The organism is Verrucomicrobia bacterium CG1_02_43_26 (assembly GCA_001872735.1).
Taxonomy (GTDB): Bacteria; Verrucomicrobiota; Verrucomicrobiia; order Opitutales; family CG1-02-43-26; genus CG1-02-43-26.
In genome coordinates, this window is the sequence record MNWT01000014.1 from 102,467 (window position 1) to 118,416 (window position 15,950).

The 15,950-nt window shown below is 43.0% G+C and carries 13 protein-coding genes; 11 read left to right on the forward strand and 2 right to left on the reverse strand.

The window, feature by feature from the left end:
- The 9 genes from AUJ82_05335 (at position 1) to AUJ82_05375 (ending at position 8,823) form a co-directional block, all read left to right on the forward strand.
- The gene (locus tag AUJ82_05335) at positions 1–657 is read left to right on the forward strand and encodes a hypothetical protein (GenBank protein OIO59654.1); all 657 of its coding nucleotides are present in this window, start codon (positions 1–3) and stop codon (positions 655–657) included.
- On the forward strand, positions 654–1,973 hold the full coding sequence (locus AUJ82_05340) for a hypothetical protein (GenBank protein OIO59655.1): 1,320 nt from the start codon (positions 654–656) through the stop codon (positions 1,971–1,973). Before AUJ82_05335 ends, AUJ82_05340 begins: the two co-directional genes overlap by 4 nt.
- 6 nt (positions 1,974–1,979) lie before the next feature.
- Entirely contained in the window at positions 1,980–2,270 is a 291-nt protein-coding gene (locus AUJ82_05345; protein ID OIO59656.1) for a hypothetical protein, read from the forward strand.
- Position 2,271: 1 nt separating this feature from the next.
- A complete protein-coding gene (locus AUJ82_05350) occupies positions 2,272–2,484 on the forward strand; it encodes a hypothetical protein (GenBank protein OIO59657.1) in 213 nt (70 codons plus the stop codon).
- A 17-nt stretch (positions 2,485–2,501) separates the two neighbouring features.
- Positions 2,502–3,968 carry a hypothetical protein gene (locus tag AUJ82_05355; GenBank protein ID OIO59658.1) on the forward strand — a complete coding sequence of 489 codons (1,467 nt, stop codon included), beginning with the start codon at positions 2,502–2,504 and terminating at the stop codon, positions 3,966–3,968.
- Entirely contained in the window at positions 3,968–4,594 is a 627-nt protein-coding gene (locus tag AUJ82_05360) for a hypothetical protein (protein ID OIO59659.1), read from the forward strand. Before AUJ82_05355 ends, AUJ82_05360 begins: the two co-directional genes overlap by 1 nt.
- A 5-nt stretch (positions 4,595–4,599) precedes the next feature.
- Positions 4,600–5,298 carry a hypothetical protein gene (locus AUJ82_05365; GenBank protein OIO59660.1) on the forward strand — a complete coding sequence of 233 codons (699 nt, stop codon included), beginning with the start codon at positions 4,600–4,602 and terminating at the stop codon, positions 5,296–5,298.
- Positions 5,299–5,448: 150 nt separating this feature from the next.
- Positions 5,449–8,154, forward strand: a complete 2,706-nt coding sequence (locus AUJ82_05370; GenBank protein ID OIO59661.1) for an alanine--tRNA ligase — start codon at positions 5,449–5,451, stop codon at positions 8,152–8,154.
- Between the two features lie 66 nt (positions 8,155–8,220).
- Positions 8,221–8,823, forward strand: coding sequence for a hypothetical protein (locus AUJ82_05375; GenBank protein ID OIO59662.1), 603 nt, complete (start codon positions 8,221–8,223; stop codon positions 8,821–8,823).
- Between the two features lie 3 nt (positions 8,824–8,826).
- On the opposite strand, the gene AUJ82_05380 is transcribed toward AUJ82_05375, so the two are convergent.
- Complete coding sequence (locus AUJ82_05380) at positions 8,827–10,818, reverse strand: DNA helicase UvrD (protein OIO59663.1); 1,992 nt, start codon at positions 10,816–10,818, stop codon at positions 8,827–8,829.
- 897 nt (positions 10,819–11,715) lie between these two features.
- Between AUJ82_05380 and AUJ82_05385 the strand changes: the two genes are divergently transcribed.
- Both AUJ82_05385 and AUJ82_05390 read left to right on the forward strand, forming a co-directional pair.
- Positions 11,716–11,973: a hypothetical protein gene (locus AUJ82_05385; protein ID OIO59664.1), complete on the forward strand. Its 258-nt coding sequence runs from the start codon at positions 11,716–11,718 to the stop codon at positions 11,971–11,973.
- A 14-nt stretch (positions 11,974–11,987) separates the two neighbouring features.
- Positions 11,988–12,170, forward strand: a complete 183-nt coding sequence (locus AUJ82_05390) for a hypothetical protein (protein ID OIO59665.1) — start codon at positions 11,988–11,990, stop codon at positions 12,168–12,170.
- A gap of 571 nt (positions 12,171–12,741) precedes the next feature.
- Here the strand turns inward: AUJ82_05390 and AUJ82_05395 are convergent.
- The gene (locus AUJ82_05395) at positions 12,742–15,888 is read right to left on the reverse strand and encodes a hypothetical protein (GenBank protein OIO59666.1); all 3,147 of its coding nucleotides are present in this window, start codon (positions 15,886–15,888) and stop codon (positions 12,742–12,744) included.
- Between the last annotated feature and the right edge of the window lie 62 nt (positions 15,889–15,950).

Here is a 15,950-nt window from a genome sequence, read left to right on the forward strand (position 1 = left end):
ATGCGTTACTTTTTAGCTATATTTGCGTTTTTGTGCATTGCCACTATTGCTGTACTCGGCTTTCGGGGCGACAAGTTTAAGAAAACGCCGCTTTATATTTTCCCTGATATGGATTTTCAGGCAAAATATCAGCCTCAAGGCAAGAATCACTTTTTTGCAGACATGCGTGATGACCGTCCGGTAGTCCAAGGAACAGTCGTTCGTGGATACGGTTGGGATACTCAACAAGTATTTGCAGGAGACTACGAGTACGCTCCTGCAAAGAACCCATCTCTGTTTTCGGGTAAGAATGCTGAAGGGGAGTTTTTAACGACATTCCCTATTCCTGTTGATCACAAGCTGATGCAACTTGGCCAAGACAAATTCAATATCTTTTGCATCGTTTGCCATGGCGCCGCTGGTGACGGAGAAGGCATTACTAAACAATACGGCATGATCTCTACGCCAACCTATCACGATAAGCGCTTACGTGATATGCCTATAGGTGAAATTTTTAACACGATAACAAACGGAAAAGGCCTCATGAATAGCTATGCCGACAAATTGTCCCCACAAGAGCGTTGGGCGGTTATTGCATACGTTCGCGCTTTACAGCGTGCCCAAAATGCAAGCATAGAGGATGTACCCGGAGAATTTAGAGAAGACTTAGGTTTATGAGCGAGCAACCATCAACATCATCCTTTTATTTAGGCTTCACTGGAAAGTCACGCACTTCGACAATCGCATTTGTCATCGGTATTATCGGTCTTGCTGTTGCCGGTTATGGGGTTTGGCAAGGTGTTCTTCATGATGAATCACGCCCCCTTGCGAGTTGGCTGATTGGCTTTACCGTTTGGTTTTCTGTCGCGATCGGCATGCTATTTATTATCATGATATGGTATCTGTTTGACGCGGGTTGGCCTGTTGTTATCAGAAGACAACTAGAGCACGCTATTAGTGTTTTCCCTTGGCTTGCCTTGATCTTACTTCCCCTTATCTTGATTGGTTGGTTCAACCACAGTAACCCAGGCATCTTATGGGAATGGATGAATCCGGATCTTTTACTCCCTAATGGGGAACCTGTAGGTGAGGACTCGATTTATCTTCATAAATCCCCACTCTTAAATCTCCCATTCTTTACGGTTCGCTTTGCTTTCTATTTCACAATTTTCACAACGTTAGCTTGGGCTCTGCGCAAATCTTCATTTGCGATGGATGTTGATGGAGACATTAAATGGGCTAGACGAGCACGCGTTTGGGCAGCAATCGGTACACCCGTCTTGGCATTGACAGTTACATTTGCAGCGTTTGATTACTTTATGAGCCTTTCATACCATTGGTTCTCAACAATCTTTGGTGTTTGGTTCTTTGCCACATCTATGCGCGCGGCTTTAGCGGTAACTATTATTTTGTGCACTGTATTAAGTTTGGGTGGCCACTTGAAAGGGCTTTTCCGCCAAGCGCATCGATACGAGTTAGGGTGCATGTGCCTTGCGTTTACTATCTTTTGGGCCTACATTGCCTTTTCCCAATATTTCCTTATCTATAATGCAAACATTCCAGAAGAAACCTTTTGGTATAACATGCGCGAATTATTTGTTGATGGTTCTAAAAATTCATGGTGGTGGATAGGTGTGGGCGGTTTGGTCTTTGGCTATTTCTTTATACCATTTTTGCTCCTTCTCTTTTATCGAAATAAAATTATTCCTGCCCGTTTAATTTTTATCTGCTGCTGGATTCTCGTTTTCTTTATTTGCGACCTCTATTTCAATATACTTCCGAGCAAAGAGAATGCAGATAATGTTCTAGGCTACGTAGTTACTCAGTTTTCCATTACCGGTTTCGATATTGCGGCCATTATAGGCGTTGGCGGGATTTGTGCCTGGTCATTCCTAAGAAGTGCCCGAAAACGCGCCCCCATCCCTTTCCGTGATCCTCGCATTAACGAATCTGTTTTCCCTAAAGAAGAAGATATTCACCACCATAAATATTAGTCAGCAATGAGTACTACTAATAATAACCATTACATAAAACACGGTTTTGCAGCTGTCATAGGGATACTAGTTATTCTAGCGGTCTTTTTTGGATTGCTCATTTGGTATGTTCCGAATCGCCCACGTCCTATTGACGAAAAGCTTATTCAAGACCGTTATAAGGCTTTATCTCAACATCAAGCAGAAGATGGTAAGAAATTGGTTCACTACGGTTGGGTAGATCAACAAAAGCAAATTGTTCATTTGCCGATCAAACGCGCAATGGAATTAACCGTAAACGAGTTACACCAACAATAATATGGAAGAATACAACAACGTTTTAGCGATTTTCATACTGGGAATACCCTTTTTTGTTATGGTTGTGCTGGCTATGACGTGGGCAGCAAAAAACGGGCAATTTCAGAATTTAGAAGAAGCATCGCGAAGTATTTTCGATGAAGATGAGCCTGAAGGCCGTCAAATTGATTTTTTTCCAGGTAAAAATAAAAACAATCGTAATTTTAATAAATAATTTTTAATTCCATACTCATGGCATCATCAACAGATATTCACAAAACGGATCTTGATCCTAAGTCCAAGCTAAGGCTCGCTGAAATAGATTCTTCTATGAAAGGCCCTTGCCTGTTCTTTATTTCAGCATCCATTATTTGGCTCATCATAGGAACGCTTTTTGCGCTCATTGCATCAATTTCTTTACATTCGCCAAATCACTTTCCGGCTCAAGAGTGGTTGTCGTTTGGCATAATGCGATCAGCCCACTTGAATGTTGTTGCGTTTGGCTGGCTAAATAACGTTGTTTACGCAGTGGGACTATGGATTATGGCACGTTTATGTCGAGTGCCTCTAAAATATAATTGGCTATTGTTTGTTGCCGGGATATTTTGGAATTTGGGAGTAGTTATAGGCGTAGCAGCTATCTTTAATGGGCACATGACTTCTGTGGAGTGGCTTGAGATGCCCAAAAATGTGGCACCCTTGTTGGCTCTTTCATATGGTTTTATTGGTGTTTGGGGAATTGTTTCATTCAAATTCCGTAAAGGGGAGCACGTTTACGTTTCTCAATGGTACATACTTGCCGCTTTGTTTTGGTTTCCCTGGCTGTACACAATCGCACAGATATTAATTTTTTGGTTCCCCGCAAGAGGGACAATTCAAGCACTTACTAATTGGTGGTTTGGGCACAATGTCCTTGGTCTATGGTATACCCCAATGGGTGTGGCTGCCACGTACTACTTTATTCCTAAAGTACTTGGGAAACCCATCCACAGTTATTACCTGTCCGTTATTGGTTTTTGGACTCTTGCGTTTTTTTACAATTGGGCGGGTGTGCATCACCTGATTGGTGGGCCGATTCCTGTTTGGTTCATTAGCGCAGGTATTGTTGCTAGCGTAATGATGGTCATTCCTGTTGTTGTTACCGCGATCAACCACCATCTTACTGTTGTTGGCAGTTTTCATCTCGTATGGGCTAGTCCTACCTTGCGGTTTATTGTTTTTGGAGCGATGTCCTATACGGTGTCAAGTCTTCTGGGTTCAACAATGGCTCTTCGGGAAGTGAACATGGTTACCCACTTTACACAGTTTACTGTTGGCCATGCTCACCAAGGTGCCTATGCTTTTGTTACGATGGTCATGTTTGGCTCCATTTATTTTATGGTACCACGCTTACTGCAAAAAGAATGGCCTTCTGCTAGGTTAATTTCAATTCACTTCTGGGGAACTGCGATAGGAATTACTATATATATAGTTGCGCTCCATATAGGTGGCTGGATACAAGGTTTAGAACTTAATAATGCCGATATACCATTCTTGGAAGTGGTTCGCCATCTTGTTCCGTGGCTTGTCTCTCGTTCAGTAGGCGGTGTATTTATATTGGTGGGGCATATTGCGTTCTTTATTAATTTCTTCTGGATGCTATTCCGTTCTCGTAGACTAACCTTGGCTACAGGACCTACAACTTTCAGCTCAATGAAAAATCAAGGAGTTTCAGCATAATGAAAAGTTTACCTACACTCTTTATTGGCATAACTTTAATGATCGCCTTCTCGTTTACGGGATTGATTGTAATGGCTCTTATTCAATTCGGTTCACTTGAACCTGTAGCGATGGAGGAGGGTGAACCGCTTTATCCTCAAGCCATTGCAGGCATGGCGCAAATGGGAAGGGAAGATTACATTCGCTTAGGATGCATGTATTGTCACTCTAATCAAGTTCGTCGCAAGGGCTTTGGTTCCGATTTCGAAAGAGGTTGGGGGGATCGCCAAACAGTGGCTCGCGACTATATTTTGCAAAATCGCGTTCTACTTGGGACGATGCGAACAGGCCCGGATCTTACGAACGTAGGTCAGCGTCTCTCCAGTGAAGACTGGCATTATCTCCATTTGTATGATCCTCAAATTACATCAAAGGGCTCACTCATGCCTCCATTTTCATACCTTTTTGAGAACCGCAAAATAGATGGTGAACCTTCGCCTTATGCTCTAAAGTTTCCTCCAGGTTATAAGAAAACACCCAAAGAGGGGTACGAGATCGTTCCGACTACTCGCGCCGAGGCATTGGTTGCGTTTTTGCTAAGTCTTAAACTTAATTACGAACTTCCAGAATCACGCTTCAGTGAGTAAACTAAATGAGTAAAAAAGATAAATCTAAAGATTCTTTATCCCAACAGAATACCCATTCCCACGACACAAGGGAAACAAGTGCTTTTGGAGATATAGAGCTGCAACAGTTGCACGACCAAATTCAGCGTGAAAAAGTCGAGCCTCAGGAACTTTCTGCGCCTATCCCTCTGTTCTTTCTTGTGCTGTGTGCCGTTCTTGTATTTTGGGCAGGATTCTACTTTGCTCGTTATTCAGGCGGCTTTAGCCCGAATGTTTTTAATCCCGAGGCTGCAGTAACGGCTGAAGTAACAAAAACTGAGGTTGCCTTTAATCCAATAGCCCATGGAAAAAAAATATTTTCGAGAACCTGTGTGCAGTGCCACCAAACTAATGGCCAAGGCTTGCCAGGTGTTTTCCCTCCATTGGATGGTTCACCATGGCTGAATGGAACACCGGAACGTCCAGCCAGCATTCTTTTGTTAGGATTACAAGGTCCTTTAAATGTCCATGGAACAGAATATAATGGAAATATGCCATCGCACAGCATGCTTTCAGATAAGGATATTGCTAGTGTTTTAACATTTGCTCGTCAATCATGGGGTAACGAGTCTCCTGCCGTAGAGGAGGAATTAGTTGCCGAAGTCAGGAAAGGTTTAGGCGATCGAAAAACAGCGTGGACAGCTCCAGAATTACTGAAGCTCTATCCCCTAGAGAATGAACACTAGTTTTTCCGGCTATTAGCAACTTGTAAAGTTTGTCTTTTGTATTGCCTATGGTAAACGTAATTTTCTGTACAAATTTGTACAAATTAAGTTTACTGAATAGTGAATCATGCCAAACGTGACTACCTATAAATACTCAAATTTCATAAAACTATGACTCACTTGATTAAGACCGCTTCCGATGTAAGGCAATCCTTTCTCGACTTTTTTAAAGGTAAACACCACGTATTAGTTGAGTCTGAGTCTCTCATGCCGAGCTCGCCGAACCTTTTATTCACAAACTCAGGAATGAACCAGTTTGTGCCCTACTTCTTGGGGGATCGACCAGCTCCATTCCCATCAGCAGCAGACACACAAAAGTGCATCCGTGCTGGAGGTAAACATAATGACTTGGAAGATGTTGGCTTTGATACCTATCATCAAACTTTTTTTGAAATGTTGGGTAATTGGTCCTTTGGCGATTATTTTAAAAAAGAGGCAATTGAATGGGCTTGGGAGCTATTAGTACAAGTCTGGGGCTTTCCTAAAGAACGCCTTTACGCAACCGTTTATAAGCCAGAGAAAGGAGATCCCTCCGACTTTGACCAAGAGGCTTATGATATTTGGAAAGCAATTTTTGAAAAAGAAGGCATGAATCCAGATATTCATATCGTCTACGGTAATAAAAAAGACAACTTCTGGATGATGGGCGATACAGGCCCTTGTGGCCCTTGTAGCGAAGTCCACATGGATCTCACTCCAAAAGGGGACAGTAAGGGTAAACTCGTGAATCGTGATTCTGGCCGTTGCATTGAAATTTGGAACCTTGTTTTTATTCAATTTAACGCCGAACCAAATGGAGCCTTCAGTAAATTGAAAGCAAGGCATGTTGACACGGGTATGGGGCTTGAACGTGTTGCTGGCATTCTTGCGACAACTAACAATTTTACTGACTATTCCAAGGAACCTTCTAACTATAATAGCGATCTTTTTATTGATCTCTTTGCTCATTTGGAGGAAATGTCCGATCATAAATATCAAAGAACAGTTCCAACTGATCGCGACAAAATGTCAGAAATAGAAATTCTGGATTGCGCATTTCGTGTTATCGCTGACCATATTAGAACGCTCACATTTGCCATTGCGGACGGGATTATTCCAGGCAATGAAGGCAGAAATTATGTCTTAAGACGAATCCTTCGCAGAGCGGTTATGTTTGGCAAACGTTTAGACCTTCCCCACGGCTTTTTCTCTACTCTTGTTGATCCTTTAATTGCAAAAATGGGCAGCGTTTTTCCCGAGTTAATTGCTAATTATAAGATGGTAAAACAAATCATTGAAGCGGAAGAGAAAACCTTTGATAGAACTTTGGATCGTGGTTTGCTTCTGTTTGATAAAATAGCACAAAGCTCGCATGCTATTATTTCCGGTGAGGAAGCATTTATATTATACGATACTTATGGCTTTCCGCTAGATTTGACGCAATTAATGGCTAAAGAACGAGGCCTTACTGTAGACGTAGAAGCCTTTGATAAAGCAATGGAGGCGCAACGTACACGAGCACGGGCGGCTCAACAAAAAACAACCATTACTGTCAGCGATGATGACACATCAGTTCACACGACTCAGTTTATTGGATATGACTATGACCAGTTAAGTAATGTTGAGACAACGATTACGGGGATTGTTGAGTCTGAGGGGAACACCTTTTTGCTTTTCGAACAAACGCCTTTTTATGCAGAAATGGGCGGTCAAGTAGGTGATACTGGTATTGTTGAAATTAAAGGTCATAAAATCTATGTGCTCGATACAATTAAGGACGATGCTGGCCGTACATTACATAAAGTAAATATCAAACCGTCAGAGATAAAAGTGGGCATACCTATTTGCGTTTCTGTTGATATGGAGCGAAGGTCTGATATACAACGTCACCATACCGTTACGCACTTGATCCATTGGGCATTACATCAGGTCTTGGGCAATCATGTAAGACAAGCAGGTTCCTATGTAGATGATAAACGTTCGCGTTTCGATTTTAGCCACTTCGAGGCAATTTCGAATGAACAACTTGCAAGGATAGAAATGCTTGTTAATATGAAAATCTTGGAAAATTCAAACGTGAGTACTTTTGAAACTCCTTTTGATAAAAAACCTGATAATTGTATAGCTTTCTTTGGTGAAAAATATGGTGCGATTGTACGTGTTGTTGATATAAGCGGGTACTCTGTTGAGCTTTGCGGAGGAACACATGTTCGCTCCACTGGAGAAATCGGCATGTGTAAAATAATTTCTGAAAGCGGTATAGCAGCGGGCACAAGGCGCATAGAGGCTATTACTGGAAAACACGGATATGCTCAAATTACCCATACTTATTCTAGTATGCAGCATCTGGCGCAGACATTTGCTTGTAAACAAGAAGAAGTAGAGCATAAATGCAAGGAACTGATTGAGCAAAAAAAATCATTAGAAAAGCAAATACGTGCTTATCAGCAAAAGTTTGCGGCATCCCAAGTGGAAGCACTCGTTCAGGATGCTAAAGAAATAGAAGGTCATAAATGGGTTATTGGTGAAGTCGAGATCCCGAACCCAGAAGATATGCGAGGGGTTTCTATACAAGTTCTTCAAAAAACACACGCCCGTGGCGTTATTCTTGGAGGTATTTTTGGGGATAAGGTGACAATCCTGGCGATTTGCACGCCGGAAGCGATACAGGCTGGTTATAGAGCAGGGGATATCGTACGCGATCTAACTGCTCAACTTGGCGGAAAGGGTGGCGGTAAGCCCGAATTTGCTATGGGCGGTGCCAAGGATGTTAATGGACTTTCATCCGTCTTAGCGAATTATATGCCTCACACGTATGCAGAGGCCAAAAATGCTTGATCCAGTGCTATTATAAACTCCTTGACTTAAGCGTATAACAAGGCGCATTCTTTGTTGCACACTCCTATGAATGCTATTCTTGCGGCAATGGTTAATGAACGGTGGCAACCTGGTATAGGTGACCCTAACTTTTGGGGTTGGGTTACTGTATTTGCTTATTTCTTTGCCTTTTACATGTGTGCTCGATGTGTTCTTCATACGCCTCGTTTCAGAGAAAAGTTCATTTGGCTTGTATTTACCGGGATTATGCTTTTTTTGGGTTTTAATAAGCAACTGGATCTACAAAGCTTTTTCACGCAAGCGCTGAAGGATTTAGCTAAGGAACAAGGTTGGTATGAACAGCGGAGAGCGTACCAGGTCTATTTCATTGTTGCACTTAGCCTTTTCGGAGCTGGCTTTATTGTTGTTTTTGGAGGCTTTATGCTGTTTTCCTTTAAGAAGTTTTTCTTCCCGTTTGTCGGTATTGCGTTCCTCGTGTTTTTTATTGTTATGAGAGCAGCATCCTTTCACAAGATGGATTCATTTCTTAACACCAAAGTGATCAATATCAAGTACAATGTGTTAATCGAACTTACAGGTATTGTCTTTGTTATTTTTGGAGCGAAGCTTGAATTGATCAATAAACGACTTAAGAAAGTAGTGGGAACGGCCAAAGATCCTTCAGGTTGATTTTTAGTACTGCCTTGAGTAGGAATTGCCGCCGACTTGTAGGGCTTCATAGGTTGTCTCGGAAAGCTCTTGGATGAACCTGCTTGGCTTGAGTAGTTGTGGTGGACCGCCTTGTACCATGATTTTAGGGAAGGTTAGATAGAGCTCGTCTTTAGCGCGTGTTACGGCTACGTAGAATAACCTGCGCTCCTCTTCCATATTGTCCTCTTCGATGGCGCGTTTGGAGGGGAACATGTTTTCAGCGAGGCCGATTACGAAGACGAGAGGAAATTCTAGTCCTTTTGCTTGGTGGATGGTGGTTAGGCGGACGCTGTCTTCGTTTGCATCAATCGATCGATCGTGCATTTCGGAACTGAGGAGGACGAGTTGAGAGAGGAGGTCTGGCATGTTATCGTAGCGTTTTGCGAAGCCGAGTAAGCTTTCGAGGTCGTCTTGGCGAGTGCGCCAGTTGGCGTAGACGTTTCGGATGTAGTAGCTGTACCAACCTTCCATTGCTAATTTAACGGTTTCTTCGGGTGTCAACTTGTCGGCATTTTCGGAAATATCCTGGAGGGTGATGGCGAGGTCTGTCCAATCGTCTTTTGCGGGTTCGGGCACCTTTTTAAGAACTTTCTCGTGAGTCATGACGGAGTAGGGCGTTTTTTGCTCTTTGGTTGAGAGCTCATGGGTCAGGAGGAACAATTTTTCGGCGGCTCTGGGACCGACTTTGGGCAGGAGGCAGGCGAACCGGTAGAAGGCTGTGCTGTCTTGTGGATTGCAGGCGAAGCGTAGTTGGGAGACGAGATCTTTTACGTGGGCTTGTTCGAAGAAGCGTACTCCGCTTGTGATCTGGTACGGGATGTTTTGGCGAGAAAGCTCCATTTGGAGGTCCATGGAATGGTGGTGGGCTCGGTAGAGGATCGCGATGTCGCTTAGTTTGTAGCCTTGTTGGAAAGCGCCGTGGATTCTTTTGATGATGAAGTTTGCCTGTTGCCGGGTATCGTTAGTTGTTATGAAGTAGGGCTTTTGGCGGGATTCTCTTACTGGTTTGAGCTCTTTTCGGTAGCCGGCGGAGATGGGTTGGCTTTCGAGGACGTTGTTTGCGAGTTCGAGGATTTCCGGAGTGCTTCGATAGTTGGTGACGATTTTGTAGATTTGGGCTCCCGGGTGTCTGTTGGGGAACGTCATGATGTTTTCGAAGTTTGCGCCTCGCCAGGTGTAGATGCATTGGGCGTCGTCGCCTACGGCCATGATGTTGTGGTGTTGTGCGCCGAGCCTGTCAATGATGTCTGCTTGGATGATGTTTGTGTCTTGGTATTCGTCGACGAGGATGACTTTGAATTTGGTTTGGTATTCCTGGGCGGTTTGCGGGTTATTTTTGAGGAGGTTTAACCAGTGCTCGAGGAGGTCATCGTAGTCTACTACTTGTTGGGTGAGCTTTTGATCTTTGTAGAGGCTGGCGAAGTTTTCGATGGGGCCGATGAGGTGCTCGAAGTGGGGATATTTGTCCTTTACTACTTTGGCGATGGAGGTGCAGGTGTTGCGGGTGTAGCTGATGATTTCGGCGATGACTCTGGGCTTTGGGTTTTCCTTGTTTTTGGAGAACTGGGCATCTTGGTTTTTGATGACTTCGCCGAGGAGGGCTTCCGCGTCTCCTGCGTCCAGGATGGTGAAGCTGGGGGATAGGCCGACTTCGGTGGCGTGCCTGCGGAGGATTTTTTGCCCGATGTGGTGGAATGTTCCTCCCCAGAATTTATCCGCGGAGACCCCGGTGAGGTTTTCGACGCGTAAGAGCATCTCTTTTGCTGCTTTGTTGGTGAAGGTGAGGAGGAGGATTTCCCAGGGGGCGATTCCTTGTTCGAGGAGGTAGGCTACCCGGTAGGTGAGCGTTCTTGTTTTGCCTGAACCGGCTCCGGCGAGTACGAGGGCGGGGCCTTGAGGGGCGGTGACGGCCGCGTATTGTTCGGTGTTGAGTTCATCTTTGAAGTTGATTCCGGGAGCCATGCTGTGGGTCATTGATCTTATGTGTGAAGATTATTATTAACTTTAGGCATGGTATAGGCGGAGGTGGTGACGGGCAACTCTTATTAGGAAGAGTGTGCTGTTTTTCGCTTCGGCTATTCTCCCGGAGACTTCGGGGTTTGTTTCGCGATGGCCTTCCGTTAAGCATGTTTTATTAGACTGGCGTCTCGTGCCCTGATGTTGCGAGAAGGGGACGTGTTTTACGCTCAGGCGAGGAGTTAAAACCTCCGCGCCCGTGACATAAGCAACCGTCTTGCCTCGACCAGGAGTAGACGTGAGGGGAGTCAAGACGCTATGGTGGGACGATGGTTGCCATCAATGGCAGTAAAGGGGTGGGTGTGGTGATGATATTCATGGGAAATGAGGGTTTGTTATGTTGGGTAAGAGAGAAAGACTACCGACGCGAGCGTAGCGAGCGGAAGGGCTTTTTTTTTTGAAAAAAATGATTGAGGGGTGGATTTTGAGTGGTATAGTTACGGATGGAGGGGAATAGGGGGTGCCCGAGAAGGGGGTTGAGGAGTTAGTTTTGGAGGGGTTGGTTTTTTGGTGTTTTGTTCATAACTAAATGCATGTGGGCGCTTTTGTTTTAGGTTGTTTCGTATGTTGGGGGGCTGTCTATGCCGAGGCTATGTGAGAGGGGAGTTTTTTGAATGGTGCTGTGAATGCTGGTGGGTCGGTGTTTTTTTTGGGGGGGCCGCCTACGCCAAGGCTATGGCGGACATGCTTAGCGACTCATTTCGTTATGGGCTGGTGGCCCGTGCCTCGAAGCGCTAAGGTGCGGACACTCTTGGCATGGGTCTTTTTAGTGGATGGTTGCGTGTGGTTTGAAGAGACAAGGCGATGGGAGGGGGCGTGATTTTTTAAATAAATGAATTGAGGAGTTGCAGGTGTGTGTTAGGATTACGGACGGAGGGAAAGAGGGGGGCCAGAGAAGGGGGGGTGAATCATGGGGAGTTTTTTGAGGTGTGGCTTTGTGAGACTGCTTTGGGTTTTGTTTGGGTGTTGGCGAATTTTGGTTTACCTACGCCGAGGCTATGTGTGATGGGAATTTTTTTGAATGGCGTTGTGCGTGATGATGGGTTGGTTGTTTTTATTGGTGGTGGTGGTGGTTTGACCTGCTTACGCCGAGGCTATGGCAGACACGCTTAGCGACTTATCTCGTTATGGGCTGGTTGCCTGTATCTCGAAGCGCTAAGGAGAAAGAGGGGGTGCCCGAGAAGGAGGTTGATGGGTTTGGTTTTGGGGCGGGCACTGTTTTGTTTGCTTGCGTTGGGTGTGCTAGACTTTTTTTTGTTGCTGGGGGTTCGGCTGGCTTACGGGAAGGCTTGGGCAGGCAAGTTGGGTGATGGTTTTGGTATTGTTACACGCAAAGAGCCAAGGTGAGGTCGCCGGAGGAGAGGGGGAGGTTTTTTTTTGATATTTTGGCTTTTTGCGGAGGATTACTGTGTGCGTTGATTTTTTTGGGTGAGCGGTGCCTGAATTTAAATATTATTCACCTAACGATTTTAAGTTAGGGAGCGGTGGGGTTTGTGGGGATTCGTTTTTGGAGCTTTCTATTATACCAGAGTGTCAATAGTTTTTCCGGGCGATAATTGGGATAGTTGGGATAATTGGGATGTTTTTGAAAAATAGTTGAAATTTTTTGCTGTTATGTGAACATTGGAGCACTAGGGTTGCGTAAATAAAATGAGCGATAGCCGTCAGATTATTTTGTGCGTTTAATTCCTAACGTTTTTTAAATTAGAAATTCAATTTTTTGAAGTTTAAGACGCCAGGGAAAAGGGGTGTCTTATGTTTTGCTTTTTGCCTGATGTAGGAGGTTGTTGTAGTAAGCGGCAGTATGGAAGCATAACGCCGACGCGAAGCAGGACTACAAGGGTGTGGAAGAGTCAGTTGAGTTTAATCTCTTTTCGCTGATTATAAAGCATCAAGTATGTCATCTATATTTTCCTCGCCAACCTGTTTTTTCAAAGCCTCAATAAGCTTGTACTTATAAACATATTTTTTGATCCTGTTGAAAAATCTTTTTTCTCCGAGCCTGTTTATGTAGTCCCTGATTTCGCTTTTAACTTTTTGTTTCGTAGTGCGCTTTTTCAGGAACTGTAGCACTTTCATTACGCCCTTGCTCTTGTATTCTTTCCATAACTGATTTTCTATATCTTTTTTACATCCCTTTAGTAGATTAAAGAAATAACCAAGATTAACAATTTGCTGTTCACTATCTAGATTTTTCAAAATGAGGCCTCGAAATTTATCGGTGAAAAATGAATTTACGCTACACTGTCTATGCTTTTGCATATAATTAAAAAGTAGCTCCAAGGGCTTATGGAAATCGCTAAAATAAAGGGGAGCGTTGTCTGTTTGTAGCTTTGGTTCTATTTTATCTTGAAAAGACTTGGCAAAGTTGACTAACTGATCTGGATTATCGCTAAACACATCTGTGTAGTACCCAAAAATTGAAAATAGATTGTTGGGTCTATTCCTATTAATCGGCAAATCCTGATACTGCTTATCGTAGGTTATATCAACGATTCTGTTCATCCAGTCTTTTACTGTATTTAGCACTTTCTCTTTGTTTTGTGAAATGAGCCGATCTCCCTCAAATAGATAAAGGTTCTTTAAATTCTCGTTACTGTACTCAAACCGATTTGCTTGGAATATCATGTACTTATAGATGTCCTTTTGCTTCTTTTTGAGAATTTCTATATACAATTCCTCCAAAAAATTAAAAAAGCAAGAGAATGTTTGCAGAGGATTCTCTTTGTGATTACAGACTAACACATAAGGAAGAAAATGTTCAATTCTTCCTCTGTAATCCGTATCCTCCTTTTCCACTATACGCTGAATTGCTTCATCTCTTGTTTTTTTGCAAGACACATTTTGAATGAGAGATAAAGCATCTTGGTCTCTAACTTCGCTAGGAGGTACGAATCCATTGACAGCTCGTTCGAAGTAATTTGCCATAAATGTACTTGGATTATATCGCTCGATAGAATTTCCTTCGCTAACTAAATTTTGCATTCCCTGTAGTGTTTCGTTATCAGGATTTAATAAATACCTTTCATTTATTGAAGATCTACCATCTAGCGTAGGAAATTTATCGAGCGATTCGGGCTCTGATTTTAGAATATCCCTTAGATAGCCATGATCTAAGAATTGAAATAATCGACATAAGTGATCTTTTTCAGCTTTATCCTTTGAATTCTTTTCTTTATCTGTTTGGATGCTATGGTCTTTTTGCTTCTCCTCTGAAGTTTTTTCCAGTCTTTCACCCCTCTTGTAATCTATGTATTTATAAAACTCTTTCCTATGTCTGATCCGCAGCATATTCAGTAAAAATAATTGATCTATATCGACTTCGCCATGCAAGTAAGATGCTTCATGATGATTGTCTGTATCGTAGTACCCCCAGTCTGTAGCTGTTCTTCTCAATGCAGTTTTTAAGCTTCTTGGATTACCTATAAAGTAATTCAGGATATCTCTTATAAAAGCAAATTTAACTTTTTCACGTTTCTCTTTAAGGGGATCGATGTCCTCAAAGCGATTATAAGTGGCATTACGAACTCTGCTAAAAACCTCTACTAGTAGATCTTCTTTAATGCGGGGGATAATAAATTCATAGTCGATTATTTTTGCTGCATCTTCGATGACATCGGGCTTTACATTCAAAATGAATGAGATCCGTTTTGCTTCTCTAAGATTGTATAGTAAGGGATCTAAATCAGATGGCTGGAAGTATTTGCCGATTTCTCGATCCAGGTCTTCTATGATTAAGACGACATTTTTATCGATAGCAGCGAGGGCTTCTGATATTTTTTCAAGGGAGTTTGTGGGGGAAAGGTGCTCTGTAAGGGCGCCTAAAGCGATGCTCCACCAGGAACCATTTCCTTTTAGGGTGGACTTCATGTATTTATCTGAAACGTTTTTTAGGCCAAAGGACTCTAGGTGATCAGATAGGCTTTCTACCAATTCATCTATGAGTATTTGAATAACGTTTTTGTAGTCATCTGCAGCCCAGGTTTCTTTTCGAACAAATATGATGTTTGAATCATTGTATGAATTTCTGGGATTTACTTTTTCCATGATCAAGTTATTCAAACTTGTTTTGCCGGATCCGTAGTCTCCTAGAATGGCTATAGTTTTTCCCGGGGAGCTTTTTATTATTTTTGCTAAGTGATCCGCATATTGATGATAGTTAAAATAGTCTGTTCCTACATCTTCAATAGGTTTGTCATATTTAAGCCAATCCATTAGCTCGTCATCAGATAAATCGGAAAGATTGTGTGTTTTAGGCTTATCATTTTTTTTCGCATCAGGATTATCCTTTGCGGGGGAGTCGCTGGATTTCTTATTGGAAGTTTTTAGAAAAGCCAATAGGAAATAAACAAGAAACGGGATGAGCGATACTACGACAAACGAAGGGAGGAATTTGAAAAAACTGTACTTTGCCGTTACTAAGGCCATGCCTTCGTTTGCGTAGAATTTTTGAAAAAAGGGAGGTATGAACTGAACTGAAACGATGTTCTTGTATGACTCTGTGTAAACATAAGCTTCGAAGAGGCTAAAAGGTCGATCAATGAAAAATACAACTACGACCAACGCTAGACCTAGTAGAAAACCTCCTGCAGCAGTAATTGCGAAAGGTGAATGTTTTAAAAATCTCGTTAAGATAAGTAATATAACAAGTACTACAAGCAGGATCAAAATCCAAGTAGTAGAAGGCATGGCCAACATCACCACCCCGATGGCCACCGACATAAAAATAGACGGGTAGCAGAAATAATTTCTGACAACCTTCCAGTCCTTCGGCAAAGGCGGACGGACGATGCGTATGGCAACGTATAGAACGAACATGAAAAATACGTAGCGAGAAATGAGGACATCTAAGATGGCGTATTGGTTCCAGCCCAGGAGGAGGAAGAAGCCGTCGAAGTAGTGGAAGATGAACCGTTGAAAGAGAGGGCCGGTGAAGGCGGCGGCGAGTACGCCGATAATGGCGTAGGCAAGTATTAGTAGCCAGCGTTTTGTAATACAGTAGGAACGAGACAATTTTTGATTACTCATGGGGGGTAGGGTAATTTTGATTTTATCTTAAGCAGTAGCCCTTTAGAAGACAAATTATAGAA